The following is a 14,614-nucleotide window of genomic DNA, read 5'->3' on the forward strand; positions in this document are numbered from 1 at the left end:
TCATTGAATATGATGATTAAACCTTGATGACCAAACCGATAAAAACCAACTAAAATTGCTGGCGAATGGTGATGACCTGCTCACCTCGTTGTACTTGAATACTGGCTGTGCCTGATTGTTGCACTTGCTGAATCACATCAGCATCTTGCATGGGGTTGCTACCCACACTCTGACCATTGACTGAGATGACCCTATCTCCTGCCTCCAGACCTAGGCGATTTTTAATATCACTGGGCATCGCATCAGTCACTTGATAGCCATCACCCACCGCCATCACCCCCATACGGCTTAAATATCCAGCAGGATTATGACGCAACTCATCAGCAGCTTGCTCAAAGGCATTTACACCACCAAAATCATGATGTTCACCACCATTAAAGCCACCAACATCACCAAAACCATCAACATCAAAACCATCAACATCAGTAGGCAAAGTTGCCAGGGTTTGTGGCATCATGCCTGTGGCAGGATTGGCAAAGGCATTGGGTTGGTCAAGTTGCATCGGCTCACGCAAGGGAATATCCACGGTCTGCCCATTGGCATCAGCAATCATAACCTTATCCCAAAATACCGCCGCCAAAGTATAACCACTATTTGCCAATGGGTCATTGATACCATAACCTTGACTGACACCATTCATCAACAAAATTGCCGAAGAAAGATGGGCAGGCGTTGCCACCATCACCCCTTGAACTTTAATATCTGGGGGTGGCTGATTAACAGGCACTTGCGGTATCGGATTGGCAAACACCATATACGTATCTTGTGGCACAGTCTGTATGGCAGTCGGTTGTAATGCCACGACAGGCAGTCTGGGAGCAGTGGGGGGTGATAATAACAACCACAGCAGTTGAGCCAATACCCAACAAAGCCACAACAGCGACAACAATAACGCCAACGGCGACAGACGATTGAGCCACGCCACCACATGCTCAAATACCCGCTCAAGCGTGCCTGCCTGTCGGTTGGTGGGGATAAATGAGTTGTCCTTTATCTTGCTGCCTAGCTTATCTAGCATGCCCATCACAAGCCCTCACCTTGTTCTACTGGTGGCGCATCAAAGTTGTGCGTATCAGGGCTATGGGCATCAAGGTTGTGGCCATCAGGGTTGTGCGTATGGCTTAACACACCCAAAATTAACGGCTGTCTGACCGCCACCACCACGCTGTCTTTAGGAGCTGACCCTTGATAATCAGGCACATGCTCAAGCAATCTTTGGGTCAAGCTGACATCCACCATACCATCAGCATCCACCAACAACGCCCCCAATCGTTTGCTGTCTTCATCAAGCAGTTGTAAATGTAAGGCATGTTGCTTGCCATTTGTGGCAGTTGTGTTGGCAACATTATCTGTCTTAGTTTTTTTACTTGTCAACTGGGCAGTCATGGCAGGTAACGTCATCTCAAACACTCGCCCACCACTGGGATAACTCAGCTCACCGCCCACCCAACTCATCATGCCATCAGCTTTATTAAAGCCCATCTGCTTATCATACACCAAGCTGACTTGCTTGACTTCGATGGGAGCATTAGGCACTTGCCAAGCAACCAATGTCTGTAGCGTATCTGCCCCGATGCGACCATTCATGTCCACCATTCGCCATTTGCCAATGCCCCTTGCCACCTTGCCTTGCAAACGTGTGCCACCAGAGACCACTTGCACATCTGCCCCCAACCGAGCCAACAACAGCTGACTGGGTTGCCATTGCCAATCAACACTGCCCACCAAGGGGGGCTTGCCCTGCATGGGCATCTGCCAAGACAGCGAACCTTGCCACAAATTACCAGAGACCCACTGGATATGGTCATCATCACCCAAAAACTTCTGCACCACCCAAGACGCTGGCATCTGCATCAGCACACATAAGCACAATAACACCAAACCAATCAACCACCACAACACGCTTGGGCGTGCCGTCACTGATTGACTGTTGGCTGAGTCATTTGCTTTGGCTCTAAACTTGCTTTTAGATTTGCTTTTAGACGATAACAAGGACGACACCGACACGATGGGTTCTCACAACATAACAGCACAATGAATAAATAACAACACATAGCGACCAAACACATGACCACCATGATAACAAATATTGATAATAAACTGCAAAAAGGTCGTATCCAACCAAATGAACACGACCTTATCATCAATCAACGATTAACCCAAACCGCAACAATCAAACCGCAAAATCTTCTAATGCTTTACCACCCTCAATTTCTTCTTTTAGCCATTTCGCCATACGCCCACGCCCTGTCCAGTTTTTGTTTGGGTCATCAGGATGGCGGTATTTGATGTTACGCTCATATTCCAGCTCACTGCCAGCGGCTAAAATGTCCTGCACAGTGCAATCCATCTCTTTGGCAATTTGCTCAAAATGCTCATATGCGTCATACAGCTTTTGTTTTTGCTTTTTTTGGATAAGGGCTTGAGCATTTTTACTGATGGCAGCCAGTTGCTCAATGTCAAAATTTTCAAGCTCTTTGGGTAAATTTGATGTCATCATCATAAATCCTTAACAATGAATATAAAAACCAATTGAATATAAAAACCAATATCAAAACAATCTTCTTAACTGATTATCCTACCATGAACTTTTGTAAAATTAAACCTATTTTAAGCACATCAATAAACTTAATTCACAGTCTAATGGCAAATAACCGCCAAATGATAAAAAATACTTAAGTTGTATTTATCGCTTAAGTGTGTCAAAATTATTGAAATGTCTAATATTAAACTCGGTCGGTATCTTGGGTAAAACCCGTAAGCTAGGTTGAGTCGTCAGACATTTACCTACTGCAGTTGGGTTTATCTACATGCTTAGCAAAAATGATTTTAATAAAAACAATCTTAATACAGACAATTCACCCCTTATTCTTTATTCGCTTATCATCGGCATAGACATTGCCAAATCTTCATTTGACATCAGCTTTTTACAAAATAACAGCACTTTTTATGCCCGTTTTTGCAACCACGATGATGGTTTTTTAGACCTATCAAATTACCTAACAAACCACCTAACTGAACACAAAATAACATGTCTCAATATTCATTTTATCATGGAATCCACCAACATCTATTGGCAGGCATTGGCACTTTGGGCATATCAGGCTGGATTTTTAGTGAGCGTCGTCAACCCTGCTTTTATCCGTGCTTACGCCAAAAGTTTGGGCATTCGTAATAAAACAGACAAACAAGATGCTGCTCTTTTGGCCCGCTATGGTCGCCACGAAAATCCCCCACTTTGGCAACCACCATCACCCATTGAAGATAAGATGATTAGCCTTGTACGCCAAAGACACCACAGCAAACACAAACTGACCAATGAATTAACTCGTCTTGAAACTGCCAATTACCATACCCTAAGCTTTATTCAAAGTACCATCAACTATTGGCAAACACACATTCAAAAGTTGGATTGTGTGATTTGGCAAACCATAAACAGCGATGTTAACCTAAAAGTTCGTGCCACACTGCTGCACAGCATTCCAGGTATTGGCAAAAAATCAATACCACCTCTCTTGGCATTGATTGGTGATGGTTCTCGCTTTGCGTCATCTAAACATTTGGTCAGCTTTGTGGGGCTTGTGCCAAGGGCATATCAATCTGGCAGTAGCATCAATAAACAAACCACCATTGGTCATGGTGGTAGACCAGACATTCGTGAGGTGTTATATATGCCTGCGGTGGTGGTTAGCTTTGGTCGCTATAAAGCCTTTCAGCCATTTGTACAAAGACTGCTGGCGAATGGTAAATGTAAAAAACAGGTGATTGTGGCAGTGATGCGTAAGTTACTTGCCATTTGCTATGTTGTCATTAAAACAGGACAGCCCTTTGATCCCAGTTTGCATCAATAAGGTCTGTCATCAGTACCCCCACCCCGTTACCCTACACCAAACCATATGGCAATTGCATTCATCATCAGCTATGATTATCACTCATTCCTTTTGGTTAACGGTAAGATACAATGACCGCAATATACATCAATCCCTACACAGACTTTGGCTTTAAAAGATTATTTGGCAGCGAAGCGAGCAAACCTTTTTTGATGGATTTTTTAAACAGCATTTTACCACCCCATCATCAGATTGCTGAGCTGGCATTTAAAAATACCGAACAATTGGGTTTGACACAAAATGACCGCAAAGCAATCTATGATATTTATTGCCACAGCACCACAGGCGAGCAGTTTATTGTTGAATTGCAACGCATCAAACAAGAATTCTTTAAAGATCGTACATTATACTATGCCACCTTCCCCATCACTGAACAAGCCAAAAAAGGCAAAGACTGGGGATATAAACTCAGTGCTGTATATTGCATCAGCATTTTGGACTTTTATTTAGACATCATCTCTTCTGATGTGATACACACCATACAATTAAAGAATCAGCATAATCAGGTATTTTATGATAAATTAACATTCATCTATCTTGAGATGCCAAGTTTTAACAAAACCCAAAATGAACTGACAACCCATCTGGATAAATGGTTATTTTACCTAAAAAACCTAAAGGACTTACAAATGATACCCAATGTTTTTAAAAATGACACTTTATTTCAACAAGCCTTTGAACAAGCCAAAATTGCAAACATGAACCGAGAAGAATGGGCAAGATATGAACACAGCCTAAAAACTTACCGAGACAATACAGCAGCGGATGCTTATTTAGCCAAAGTGTCCTGGCAAGAGGGGCGAGATGTGGGGTTGAAACAGGGAATGGAAAAAGGCATAGAGCAAGCCACGCTAACCACGGCCAAAAACTTAAAAACCCTAGGACTGTCCATGGAGGTCATTATCCAAGCAACAGGGCTAAATGAAGACACCATCAATCAATTATAAACGATTATCAGTATCAATCAATTATAAACGATTATCAGTATCCTAGCTGCCATCGCTCTGCCTGCGTATCAAGATTACATTGCTCGTGCACAAGTATCAGAAGCCTTTACCCTTGCTGATGGTCTAAAAACCAGCATCAGTACCAATCGCCAAAATGGGAAATGTTTTGCTAATAGTGCTAGCACTTCAGCCCAAACTGAAGATAAACTTGTTGGGAAATATGGTACAGCTGAAATTCTCCAAGAAGGTGATACCGCTGGCAGTTTAGTCTGTGGTATTTATTATAAGTTCAACGATACTGGCGTATCCGATAAGCTTAAAGGCAAGGAGATTGTTCTAAAAGTAACTGAAGATTCGACATTACAATTAACAAAGGAGACTTTTGCTACTAAAAAGACCGAAATTGCGGAAAAATACCTTCCAAGTGCTTTTAAATAACGATTAAATTCTACCCAGCATAATATCAAAAAAAACAAGCTCTCATCAATGAATGGTGAGAGCTTGTTTATCTTTTTTAAGAAATCATTAAACCAACTTACAAGTACCTGATTCTGTTGTACACTCAACTGCCTGCCATTTATCTTTAGTACCACGAGTTTGTGGTGAGAAATACAGGGTTTTAGTACCAATAAATGCATCTCTTTGATTATCAGCACCAGATATGGACGTACCTTTAGATGCTTCTGTTGCTTTTGTTTTCATAGGACCTTCAGCACATGCGGATTTAGTATATTCGCCGAATACTATTCCAGTAGCACCTTGACCAGTTTTAGGAGTACCAATTGCTACATCCGCCACTCTAGCACTAGCCCATGCTTTTGCTTCACCCAAACAAGCAGTATTAGCAGAACTTTGGGTATAGTTCTGATACGCAGGCAGAGCGATGGCAGCTAGGATACTGATGATAAAGGTTGCTTACATCAGAAATCAGCACCATTTATCTGCCCATTTTTGACTGACCATAAACAATCAATAGATGTTATGTCCAAAAAATGTTATCCAAAAGTGTCAATATGGACAGTGTGATAACAAAAATAGTTACCGATTTACCCATCTATCAATCATTTATCGGTTTTAAACCACCTTTGGATAACAACCAATATCAAAAATCGCCAATTTATGAGTATATGAATGTATAAAATATGCAAAAAGGTGTAAACTGGCATGACGCATGCAACAATTAAGACATAAGAAACAAAAGATTAATCATTTAGTCTGACACATTACCTAATCATGTATCGCTAAATGATTAACCATTCAACCAATATGGGGGCATCTACTCTATGCTCACCATGACACAAAAGGAGTTCATTATGAACGCTCAAAAAGGTTTTACTCTTATCGAATTGATGATTGTGGTTGCCATTATCGGTATCCTAGCTGCCATCGCAATCCCACAATACCAAAACTACATCGCCCGCTCACAAGTTAGCCGTGTGATGAGTGAAGTTGGACAGATGAGAACTGCAGCTGAAACCTGCTTGCTAGATGGCATTACTGCCGCCAAATGTGAATTTGGATGGACAAACAGCAATTTACTTGGTAATGGAGCCAGTACTGACACAAAAAAACTACAGGGAGACGCCCTGGTAGCAACATTTAATGCTAATACAGCAACCCTAGTAGCTAAGTTTGGTGGTAACGCAGCCACAGCCATTAAGACCAAGACATTAACCTGGAGCCGTAGTACTGATGGTGCTTGGACTTGTAAAACTACTGTTGATGCTAAGTTTGCACCCACTGGATGTAGTGTTGCTACAACTACTTCATAAAGCTATTAAATTCACTCATACTTACCCACAAAACCCACCATTTTTTGGTGGGTTTTATTTTATCAGCATCAATGCTACAATCTTAGAAACACAAATAAATTTAAAAAATTATCACCATGATAGACAATCTAGAATATCTGACCGATAAACCACCAAAATCATCAAAGAAACACACGCTTATCCCATGTTCACTTTAACCATGGGCATGGTGGTGGTAATTGGTGGGGGTGATGTCTTTGACTACTAAGTTGTTATCAGAGTGGTTATGATAAGAAACCTGTATATGTATAAAGGTTGATTGAGTAAAAACTTATGTTACAATCAGTACAATCTAAATTTATAAATATCGCAAATATCGCCAAGGCAATGGACTTGATGAACCAAACTCATATCATAAATGACATCACATTTGAATGGGACAGTAATAAAGCACTATTGATATCAAAAACACATGGCGTTACGTTTCAAGAATGTGCCACGATATTGTTCAACCCTACCACCATTACCAAACAAGATTACCGTGATTATGGTGAACGGCGTTTTATTAGCACAGGTTGTAGCGATAAAGCACGCATTTTAACCGTCGTTTGGACTGAGCGTTACGATAAAATACGTCTAATTACAGGATTTTTGGCAAGTAAGGACCAGATTAAGGAATTTTATTATGGATAAAGATGACGACGTGTATTTTAATTTTGATATGACCGATGCCGTGCGTGGCATACCGCCACAAATCACTCAGCGACAAACCGCCAAACGCACACCCAACCAACAACATCAAACGTCTCTGATTGAGCCTGACGTATGGCAACTTATCAACCAAAATGCCAATCAACCAAACCAAATTGCCAAAATAAACGGCATGTTGCGTTTGTTATTGACTTAGCTTTTTTTTTGCAAAGGCGTGTTTATTTTTTTACTCTAAGTTTTTAACAATTTTCTTTATGAGTTGTTGTGATCCATCTTCTTTGCCCCTACCATTACTTAATAAAACCACCACCGCTCCCTTTTGGTCAATCAGTACCAACGTTCTTAACCCCGGCAATGCCCCATCTCGATAATACATGATTGAGCCATTTGGGGCATGACGAAAAGCGACCGTACCATAACCATGACATTTTTCATCATCGCCATGGTGGCTGTTGCTGTGTGAGCCATGTGGCTGATGTGAGTTGGTTTTGATGGCTTCACAAGCGTGATTGTCGCCTGTAGACAACACATTAGGCTCAGGCTGAGCAATCATCGCTTTTACTTGCTCTGCCAAGTCAATGGCATTGCCAGACAGCCCTGCTGCTGATGCCAAACCATCATAGTCAAATGCGGTGTAAATATCGCCCAATCCTGTGATGCCCGTCTCCACATGATTATAAAATACCTCATCTTCCATGGCGGCATTGCTGATAAAGCGTAGGTGGGTTTGGTTGAGTTGATATTGTTTGATGATGCTGTCTTGATATGATGGTGCTTGATGTGGTTGTTGGTTGAGCGTTGCCACCACTTCACCAAGCAAGCAATAGCCCAAGTTAGAATAACTGCTTTGGCTACCGGGGTCAAAGTTTAGCTTGATGTCATTCATCTTATCGATATGGTTGGGGCAGATGTCTTCACCAATGCCAAACATGTCATTGCCAAACATGCCATAACGGTCAAAGCCACCTTGATGTAACAACAGCTGTCTGATGGTAATGTCATTAACCCTAGCGTCTTTGGGTTGGTCAATCTGTGTCAGTATTGATACCAGTGGCGTGTCTAGCGTCAGCTTGCCTTGTCTGATTAGGCTTAGGGTCGCATCGGCTGTCCATAGCTTGGTTACGCTGGCATAGCGGTAGCGAGTGTCGGCAGTAACCGCTTGAGAGATGAGTGGGTATTTATCAACATAGCCATTATGACAATGATGGGTTTGCCCTTGTGCGTCGATATAAGCAATTTGATTGCTGGGAGCGTCGCCTTGTTGGGTCTGATACCTAAGCACCTCTGCCATCCAGTTTGGGCTATTGGCACTACAAGACAGATTGGTCAGTGACAGCTTGGCACGAATGGGATAGGTGGATAACCATAACTGATTGCGCGCTTGATTGTTGGCGTAATAATAGGCAAATACAACCATCAATAGTATAATCAGTGAAAGCTGTGCCATGTCTTTCAATGTTACATGATTAAATATCACTGCCATCACGTTACTTGTTCATTGTCATATTTTAGTTATTTCTGTTGGGGAATTTTTTTAGATTTAAAGCATGGAAAACAGCTACAAACCTTTAAAAAATTAGTAAAAGCGGTATAAATATTTTAAGTAAAGCACTTAATAGCGACTGGCTATTAACTTCATTTAGCCATGCAAATTTAGCCGTTTTCTTTTTCTGACGAACTGGCTTTGAATTTGAGTGTGTAACAACCCTTTACAAAATATTTTGTAGTAACGATTTTGTAAGCCAAGCATCCAATTAATAAATATAAAACGGTCACGACCAAAATGCTTGTTAAAAACTAAGGCTTGTTTGTTGTTTAGGTACATTCGGTATTTGTAGGCTTTGAGCATGATATGAATACTGGTTAAAATATAAGGTAATTTAGCATTATTTCTATTTAGTATCAATGATGAGCAAATAGAAAGATACACTGATTAAGTCATCCGTATTTGTATCTTTACCTAAATTAAAGATGATGAGTGGAGAATTACCCACGATGAGTTAAATGAAACATCAATCAATGAAATTTGACTTTCTCTTATACCTATCGTTCGGGGATTTCTTCCATAAGACAATCAATACTGATCGCAAGAATTTTCCGACTGGCATTAATGTCTCTATGATTAACCTTGCTGTGAATTTATGAATTAAATCTTGGCGTGTGTTTTTGATTTGAGCATGGATAGCTTTTACACGTTGTTTGTTTTTAGCACGTTGGGCAATTGCTAGTTTTTTAGCCCATTTTAGGATTTGTTTGATATGTGATTTATCGCCATTTGATGTTGTGACAAACTATTTTAAACCTAAATATCTGCCAATACTGCCAATACTACATTTTTATTTTGGGTACTCTTTAACGGTAATACAAGCATGCCGATGGTTATTGCTGGCCTAGACGATTTGTAGTGTCTTGATTTGGTATAGGCAAAGATTATCATTGTCCCATAGTTCATGATGAGTCTTTGTCCTTTATCTAGGTTGAGTTTCATGGTGGATTTTAAGCCTTTTTTACCAGTTTGTTGCGTGGCAATATGTTTGATGGCAGATTGTTTAAACGGTAGCCAACCAAGCGATTTACGCTTGGCATTGGGGTTATTGGTTCGCCAGTTTAGCCTTTTTAAATTGCTTACGGCTTTTAGTATGGGTTTCGTTGATGGCTTGAATGATTTGGCTATGCGTTGTAAATATCGTACCTTATACCATATTGGCATAGACTTTGGCGTACATGAATCCTTAGCCAGTCGTATCGCTCACAAAGTCGAAGACGTACTCATTAACTCAGGACATTTTGAATTACCTAAAAAACTTCCCAGCAGGACAGATAATGACATCAACTGACCAGCCATCATTGTCGATGCCACAGAAACCCCAATAGAACGTCTAAAAAACAATATGACAACGGTAAAAAGAAACAACATACCCTAAAAGCACAAATCATCGTTCACTGGCAAACAGGTATGATACTGGACGTACAAACTTACAAAGGCTCAGTACACGATTTTAAGCCGCACAAAGACACCTACCCTGAGTGGTTTGAATACAACACACTGATTATGGTAGACAATGGCTATCAGGGTATTGGCAAGCGGTATAAGCAAACATTCATACTATCTTAAGAAACCTAAAGTGATAAGTTTAATTAAAGAAGTAAAGAGAGCCAATCAGTATTTGGCTAAGTTACGTATCTTGATTGAACATAAAATAGGGTTAATCAAGCTGTTTAAAATGGTCTCGGAGCATTATCACAATAGAAAACGATGTTACAACCTGCGTATGAGATTGTTTTCTGGTATTGTTACTTCTGAGAAAAATAAACAAGCTCTCATCAATGAATGGTGAGAGCTTGTTTCTGTTTTAGATATGTTATATTTAATTATTTAAAAGCATTTGGGAGATATTTAGTATCAATATCTGATTGTTTCGAACCTACAGTTTCTAATTTTAATACCGAATCTTCAGTTACTTTGAGAACAATATTTTTTGATTTAAGTTTATCGGATACGCCATTGTCTTTAAACACGTAATGAATACCACAAACTAAACTACCAGCAGTATCAGCACCTTCTTGAAGAATGGTGGCTGTACCATATTTTCCGTCAAGTTTATCTTCAGCTGTGGCAGTACCGCCAGTGGTTGAAAAACATCTCCCATTTTGGCGATTGGTGCTAATGCTGGTTTTCAGACCATCAGCAAGGGTAAAGGCTTCTGATACTTGTGCACGAGCAATGTAATCTTGATACGCAGGCAGAGCGATGGCAGCTAGGATACTGATAATCGTTTATAATTGATTGATGGTGTCTTCATTTAGCCCTGTTGCTTGGATAATGACCTCCATGGACAGTCCTAGGGTTTTTAAGTTTTTGGCCGTGGTTAGCGTGGCTTGCTCTATGCCTTTTTCCATACCTTTTTCCATACCTTTTTCCATTCCCTGTTTCAACCCCACATCTCGCCCCTCTTGCCAGGACACTTTGGCCAAATAAGCATCCGCTGCTGTATTGTCTCGGTAAGTTTTTAGGCTGTGTTCATATCTTGCCCATTCTTCTCGGTTCATGTTTGCAATTTTGGCTTGTTCAAAGGCTTGTTGAAATAAAGTGTCATTTTTAAAAACATTGGGTATCATTTGTAAGTCCTTTAGGTTTTTTAGGTAAAATAACCATTTATCCAGATGGGTTGTCAGTTCATTTTGGGTTTTGTTAAAACTTGGCATCTCAAGATAGATGAATGTTAATTTATCATAAAATACCTGATTATGCTGATTCTTTAATTGTATGGTGTGTATCACATCAGAAGAGATGATGTCTAAATAAAAGTCCAAAATGCTGATGCAATATACAGCACTGAGTTTATATCCCCAGTCTTTGCCTTTTTTGGCTTGTTCAGTGATGGGGAAGGTGGCATAGTATAATGTACGATCTTTAAAGAATTCTTGTTTGATGCGTTGCAATTCAACAATAAACTGCTCGCCTGTGGTGCTGTGGCAATAAATATCATAGATTGCTTTGCGGTCATTTTGTGTCAAACCCAATTGTTCGGTATTTTTAAATGCCAGCTCAGCAATCTGATGATGGGGTGGTAAAATGCTGTTTAAAAAATCCATCAAAAAAGGTTTGCTCGCTTCGCTGCCAAATAATCTTTTAAAGCCAAAGTCTGTGTAGGGATTGATGTATATTGCGGTCATTGTATCTTACCGTTAACCAAAAGGAATGAGTGATAATCATAGCTGATGATGAATGCAATTGCCATACGCATGGCTTGGCATGGGAGATAATCAGGTGAGATGTGGGGACATCAGTATCCTAGCTGCCATCGCTCTGCCTGCGTATCAAGATTACATTGCTCGTGCACAAGTATCAGAAGCCTTTACTTTGGCTGATGGACTAAAAACCAGCATTAGCACCAATCGCCAAAATGGGAGATGTTTTTCAACCACTGGCGGTACTGCCACAGCTGAAGATAAACTTGACGGAAAATATGGTACAGCCACCATTCTTCAAGAAGGTGCTGATACTGCTGGTAGTTTAGTTTGTGGTATTCATTATAAGTTTAAAGATACTGGCGTATCTGACAAGCTTAAAGGCAAGGAAATTGTTCTAAAAGTAACTGAAGATTCGACCTTACAATTGATGAAAGGTGATAGTGCTACTATTGAATCTAAAAAAACAAGTATTACAGACAAATACCTTCCAAATGCTTTTAAATAACGATTAAATTCTACCCAGCATAATATCAAAAAAACAAGCTCTCACCATTCATTGATGAGAGCTTGTTTATCTTTTTTAAGAAATCATTAAACCAACTTACAAGTACCTGATTCTGTTTTACACTCAACTGCCTTCCATTCAGCTTTAGTACCACGAGTTTGTGGTGAGAAATACAGGGTGTCAGAAGCAATAAAACCAGCTTTCTGATTATCTTTACCAGATATTGCAGCACCTTTGGCTGACTCTGTAGGTTTAGTAGTTTTTATGGGACCTACAGCACAAGCATTCCCAGTAAATTCAGCAAATTCTGTATTTGATGCAATATCTGCCACACGGATACTCATCCATGCCTTCGCTTCACCCAAACAAGCAGTATTAGCAGAACGTTGGGTGTAGTTCTGATACGCAGGCAGAGCGATGGCAGCTAGGATACTGATGGATACATGAATATCGCAGTAAATACTGATATAATTGTGACAATTATTTTTTTGAGAAGTTGTCTATGGGCATAAAAAAATCCCTACCAATCGGTATCGAAACCTTTGCCAAAATACATCATGACAATCATTACTATGTTGATAAAACACAGCTAATTATTGAGCTTATCAACTTTAGTGATTACATCTTTTTATCCAGACCCAGACGATTTGGCAAAAGCCTAACCATTGATACCATTGCAGAACTCTTTGATGGTAATCAAGCGTTGTTTTATGGGCTATATGCCCAAGATAATTGGGATTGGTCACAAAAGCACCCCATTATCCGTCTAAGCTTTGTTGATGGGGTAAAAGATGGGTTGGATAGACTCAATAAAAACTTGACCAACCAACTTAATGAGACTGCAAATCGATATCAAGTGACATTGTCTGATGAGGCATACGTCGCCATTCGATTTAGAAATCTTATTACCATACTATATCAAAAATACCAACAAAAAGTAGTTATCTTAATTGATGAATATGACAAACCAATTTTAGATAACATGGTCAGTCATGACCCTAAGCAAGCCAAACAAATGCGAGATGCTTTAAAAGATTTTTATTCCATTATTAAAGGGCAAGATGCCAAGTTGCGTTTTGTCATGCTGACAGGTGTATCCCAGTTTAGCAAAGTTAATCTATTTTCTGGTTTAAATAATCTGACAGACATTACGTTATTGAAGCAATTTTCTGCTATTTGTGGTTATACTCAATATGAGCTTGAAACAGTTTTTGCTGATGAGCTAATGGATGTGGATTTACAAAAAATCAAAGATTGGTACAACGGTTATAATTGGACAGGTGATAAAGTCTATAATCCATTTGATATTTTATTATTTTTGGCGGATAAAAACCGAGTATTTCAACCATTTTGGTTTGCATCAGGTACTCCTGATTTTTTATTAAAGGTGCTTGATTATGAGGGTGTGGAAAAGTTTGACATTCGTCAAATGACAGCTGATAAATTGCAATTATCTAAGCTGGATATTGAAGACGTTCACCCAATTGCATTGATGTTCCAAACAGGCTATTTAACCATTAAAAAGGTATTCACCGTACTTGATAGCCCTTATTATCAGCTTGGCTATCCCAACAGAGAGGTACGACAAAGTTTAAGTAAACTGTTATTGGCTAAGTATTTACACAAAAAAAACGAACAAGCTCCAGCGGTTTTAGTAACGCTACTTGCCACCAATGATTTTGATGCCCTAAAACAACAACTCAAATCCTTTATCGCCAGCATTCCTTATGATTGGCACAGAAATAACACCATTGCTCATTATGAAGGATATTGGGCAAGTGTGCTTTTTAGCTACTTTGCCAGTATTGGTTTTGACATTACTTTAGAAGACATGACCAATCAAGGTCGTATTGACATGACCATAAAATTACAAGACAGTATCTATATTTTTGAATTTAAAGTATTGACCAAGCATAGACAAGGGAGTGCCACAAGCCAAATTATTGATAAAAATTATGGTGAAAAATATTTAAGTAAAAATAAAGCCATCTATCAAATAGGTATTGAAATCAATGCACAAATTCGACAAATTCAACATTTTGAAGTTACCAGTCCAAGTGATATAAAGCGTTCATCAGTATCCTAGCTGCCATCGCTCTGCCTGCGTATCAAGAT

19 protein-coding genes and 1 pseudogene are annotated in these 14,614 nt (G+C 39.7%); 10 read left to right on the plus strand and 10 right to left on the minus strand.

Annotated elements, in window-relative coordinates; all coding sequences use genetic code 11:
- Positions 1–49: 49 nt before the first annotated feature.
- The 3 genes from WDM69_RS08070 to WDM69_RS08080 all read right to left on the minus strand — a co-directional run bounded on the left by WDM69_RS08070 (position 50) and on the right by WDM69_RS08080 (position 2,503).
- A complete protein-coding gene (locus WDM69_RS08070) occupies positions 50–1,024 on the minus strand; it encodes a type II secretion system protein N (RefSeq protein WP_078307799.1) in 975 nt (324 codons plus the stop codon).
- Entirely contained in the window at positions 1,024–2,007 is a 984-nt protein-coding gene (gspN, locus tag WDM69_RS08075; RefSeq protein WP_338755281.1) for a type II secretion system protein N, read from the minus strand. Before gspN ends, WDM69_RS08070 begins: the two co-directional genes overlap by 1 nt.
- 166 nt (positions 2,008–2,173) lie before the next feature.
- On the minus strand, positions 2,174–2,503 hold the full coding sequence (locus WDM69_RS08080; protein ID WP_078307798.1) for an H-NS family nucleoid-associated regulatory protein: 330 nt from the start codon (positions 2,501–2,503) through the stop codon (positions 2,174–2,176).
- Between the two features lie 307 nt (positions 2,504–2,810).
- Between WDM69_RS08080 and WDM69_RS08085 the strand changes: the two genes are divergently transcribed.
- The 3 genes from WDM69_RS08085 (at position 2,811) to WDM69_RS08095 (ending at position 5,275) form a co-directional block, all read left to right on the plus strand.
- A complete protein-coding gene (locus tag WDM69_RS08085) occupies positions 2,811–3,851 on the plus strand; it encodes an IS110 family transposase (protein ID WP_240494920.1) in 1,041 nt (346 codons plus the stop codon).
- Positions 3,852–3,961: 110 nt separating this feature from the next.
- Positions 3,962–4,837 (plus strand): Rpn family recombination-promoting nuclease/putative transposase, encoded by an 876-nt coding sequence (locus tag WDM69_RS08090; RefSeq protein WP_338755282.1) that lies wholly within the window; start codon positions 3,962–3,964, stop codon positions 4,835–4,837.
- Positions 4,838–4,972: 135 nt separating this feature from the next.
- Positions 4,973–5,275 (plus strand): pilin, encoded by a 303-nt coding sequence (locus WDM69_RS08095; protein WP_338755913.1) that lies wholly within the window; start codon positions 4,973–4,975, stop codon positions 5,273–5,275.
- Positions 5,276–5,362: 87 nt separating this feature from the next.
- Here WDM69_RS08095 and WDM69_RS08100 read toward each other — a convergent pair whose 3' ends face one another.
- Positions 5,363–5,668 (minus strand): hypothetical protein, encoded by a 306-nt coding sequence (locus WDM69_RS08100; RefSeq protein WP_338755283.1) that lies wholly within the window; start codon positions 5,666–5,668, stop codon positions 5,363–5,365.
- A 482-nt stretch (positions 5,669–6,150) separates the two neighbouring features.
- Here WDM69_RS08100 and WDM69_RS08105 point away from each other — a divergent pair, with 482 nt between their 5' ends.
- From WDM69_RS08105 to WDM69_RS08115, 3 genes are all read left to right on the plus strand, one after another.
- A complete protein-coding gene (locus WDM69_RS08105) occupies positions 6,151–6,609 on the plus strand; it encodes a pilin (protein ID WP_338755284.1) in 459 nt (152 codons plus the stop codon).
- A 375-nt stretch (positions 6,610–6,984) separates the two neighbouring features.
- The gene (locus tag WDM69_RS08110; RefSeq protein ID WP_158077870.1) at positions 6,985–7,281 is read left to right on the plus strand and encodes a BrnT family toxin; all 297 of its coding nucleotides are present in this window, start codon (positions 6,985–6,987) and stop codon (positions 7,279–7,281) included.
- Positions 7,274–7,495, plus strand: coding sequence for a hypothetical protein (locus WDM69_RS08115; RefSeq protein WP_078307107.1), 222 nt, complete (start codon positions 7,274–7,276; stop codon positions 7,493–7,495). Before WDM69_RS08110 ends, WDM69_RS08115 begins: the two co-directional genes overlap by 8 nt.
- Positions 7,496–7,525: 30 nt before the next feature.
- On the opposite strand, the gene WDM69_RS08120 is transcribed toward WDM69_RS08115, so the two are convergent.
- The 3 genes and pseudogenes from WDM69_RS08120 to WDM69_RS08125 form a co-directional block, all read right to left on the minus strand.
- Positions 7,526–8,746: a serine hydrolase domain-containing protein gene (locus WDM69_RS08120; RefSeq protein WP_158077869.1), complete on the minus strand. Its 1,221-nt coding sequence runs from the start codon at positions 8,744–8,746 to the stop codon at positions 7,526–7,528.
- A 192-nt stretch (positions 8,747–8,938) separates the two neighbouring features.
- On the minus strand, positions 8,939–9,148 hold the full coding sequence (locus WDM69_RS10045) for a helix-turn-helix domain-containing protein (protein ID WP_078307103.1): 210 nt from the start codon (positions 9,146–9,148) through the stop codon (positions 8,939–8,941).
- A gap of 247 nt (positions 9,149–9,395) precedes the next feature.
- Positions 9,396–9,992: pseudogene (locus tag WDM69_RS08125) on the minus strand (RNA-guided endonuclease TnpB family protein); the annotation flags it as partial.
- On the opposite strand from WDM69_RS08125, the gene WDM69_RS08130 reads away from it, so the two are divergent.
- Positions 9,972–10,136, plus strand: a complete 165-nt coding sequence (locus tag WDM69_RS08130; RefSeq protein ID WP_240494876.1) for a transposase family protein — start codon at positions 9,972–9,974, stop codon at positions 10,134–10,136. The pseudogene WDM69_RS08125 and the gene WDM69_RS08130 overlap by 21 nt on opposite strands.
- The gene (locus WDM69_RS08135; protein WP_143823291.1) at positions 10,133–10,414 is read left to right on the plus strand and encodes a transposase; all 282 of its coding nucleotides are present in this window, start codon (positions 10,133–10,135) and stop codon (positions 10,412–10,414) included. The genes WDM69_RS08130 and WDM69_RS08135 overlap by 4 nt, the downstream gene beginning before the upstream one ends.
- A gap of 257 nt (positions 10,415–10,671) precedes the next feature.
- On the opposite strand, the gene WDM69_RS08140 is transcribed toward WDM69_RS08135, so the two are convergent.
- Both WDM69_RS08140 and WDM69_RS08145 read right to left on the minus strand, forming a co-directional pair.
- Entirely contained in the window at positions 10,672–11,073 is a 402-nt protein-coding gene (locus WDM69_RS08140) for a pilin (protein WP_338755914.1), read from the minus strand.
- 3 nt (positions 11,074–11,076) lie between these two features.
- Positions 11,077–11,976 carry an Rpn family recombination-promoting nuclease/putative transposase gene (locus WDM69_RS08145; RefSeq protein WP_078308454.1) on the minus strand — a complete coding sequence of 300 codons (900 nt, stop codon included), beginning with the start codon at positions 11,974–11,976 and terminating at the stop codon, positions 11,077–11,079.
- A 52-nt stretch (positions 11,977–12,028) separates the two neighbouring features.
- Here WDM69_RS08145 and WDM69_RS08150 point away from each other — a divergent pair, with 52 nt between their 5' ends.
- Positions 12,029–12,499, plus strand: a complete 471-nt coding sequence (locus tag WDM69_RS08150; protein ID WP_338755285.1) for a pilin — start codon at positions 12,029–12,031, stop codon at positions 12,497–12,499.
- 86 nt (positions 12,500–12,585) lie between these two features.
- On the opposite strand, the gene WDM69_RS08155 is transcribed toward WDM69_RS08150, so the two are convergent.
- Positions 12,586–12,831, minus strand: a complete 246-nt coding sequence (locus WDM69_RS08155; RefSeq protein ID WP_338755286.1) for a hypothetical protein — start codon at positions 12,829–12,831, stop codon at positions 12,586–12,588.
- Positions 12,832–13,001: 170 nt separating this feature from the next.
- Here WDM69_RS08155 and WDM69_RS08160 point away from each other — a divergent pair, with 170 nt between their 5' ends.
- Positions 13,002–14,585: an ATP-binding protein gene (locus WDM69_RS08160; RefSeq protein WP_078308457.1), complete on the plus strand. Its 1,584-nt coding sequence runs from the start codon at positions 13,002–13,004 to the stop codon at positions 14,583–14,585.
- Positions 14,586–14,614: the final 29 nt, after the last annotated feature.

This window comes from Lwoffella lincolnii, from assembly GCF_037201985.1.
In the GTDB taxonomy this organism is placed as follows: Bacteria; Pseudomonadota; Gammaproteobacteria; order Pseudomonadales; family Moraxellaceae; genus Psychrobacter; species Psychrobacter lincolnii.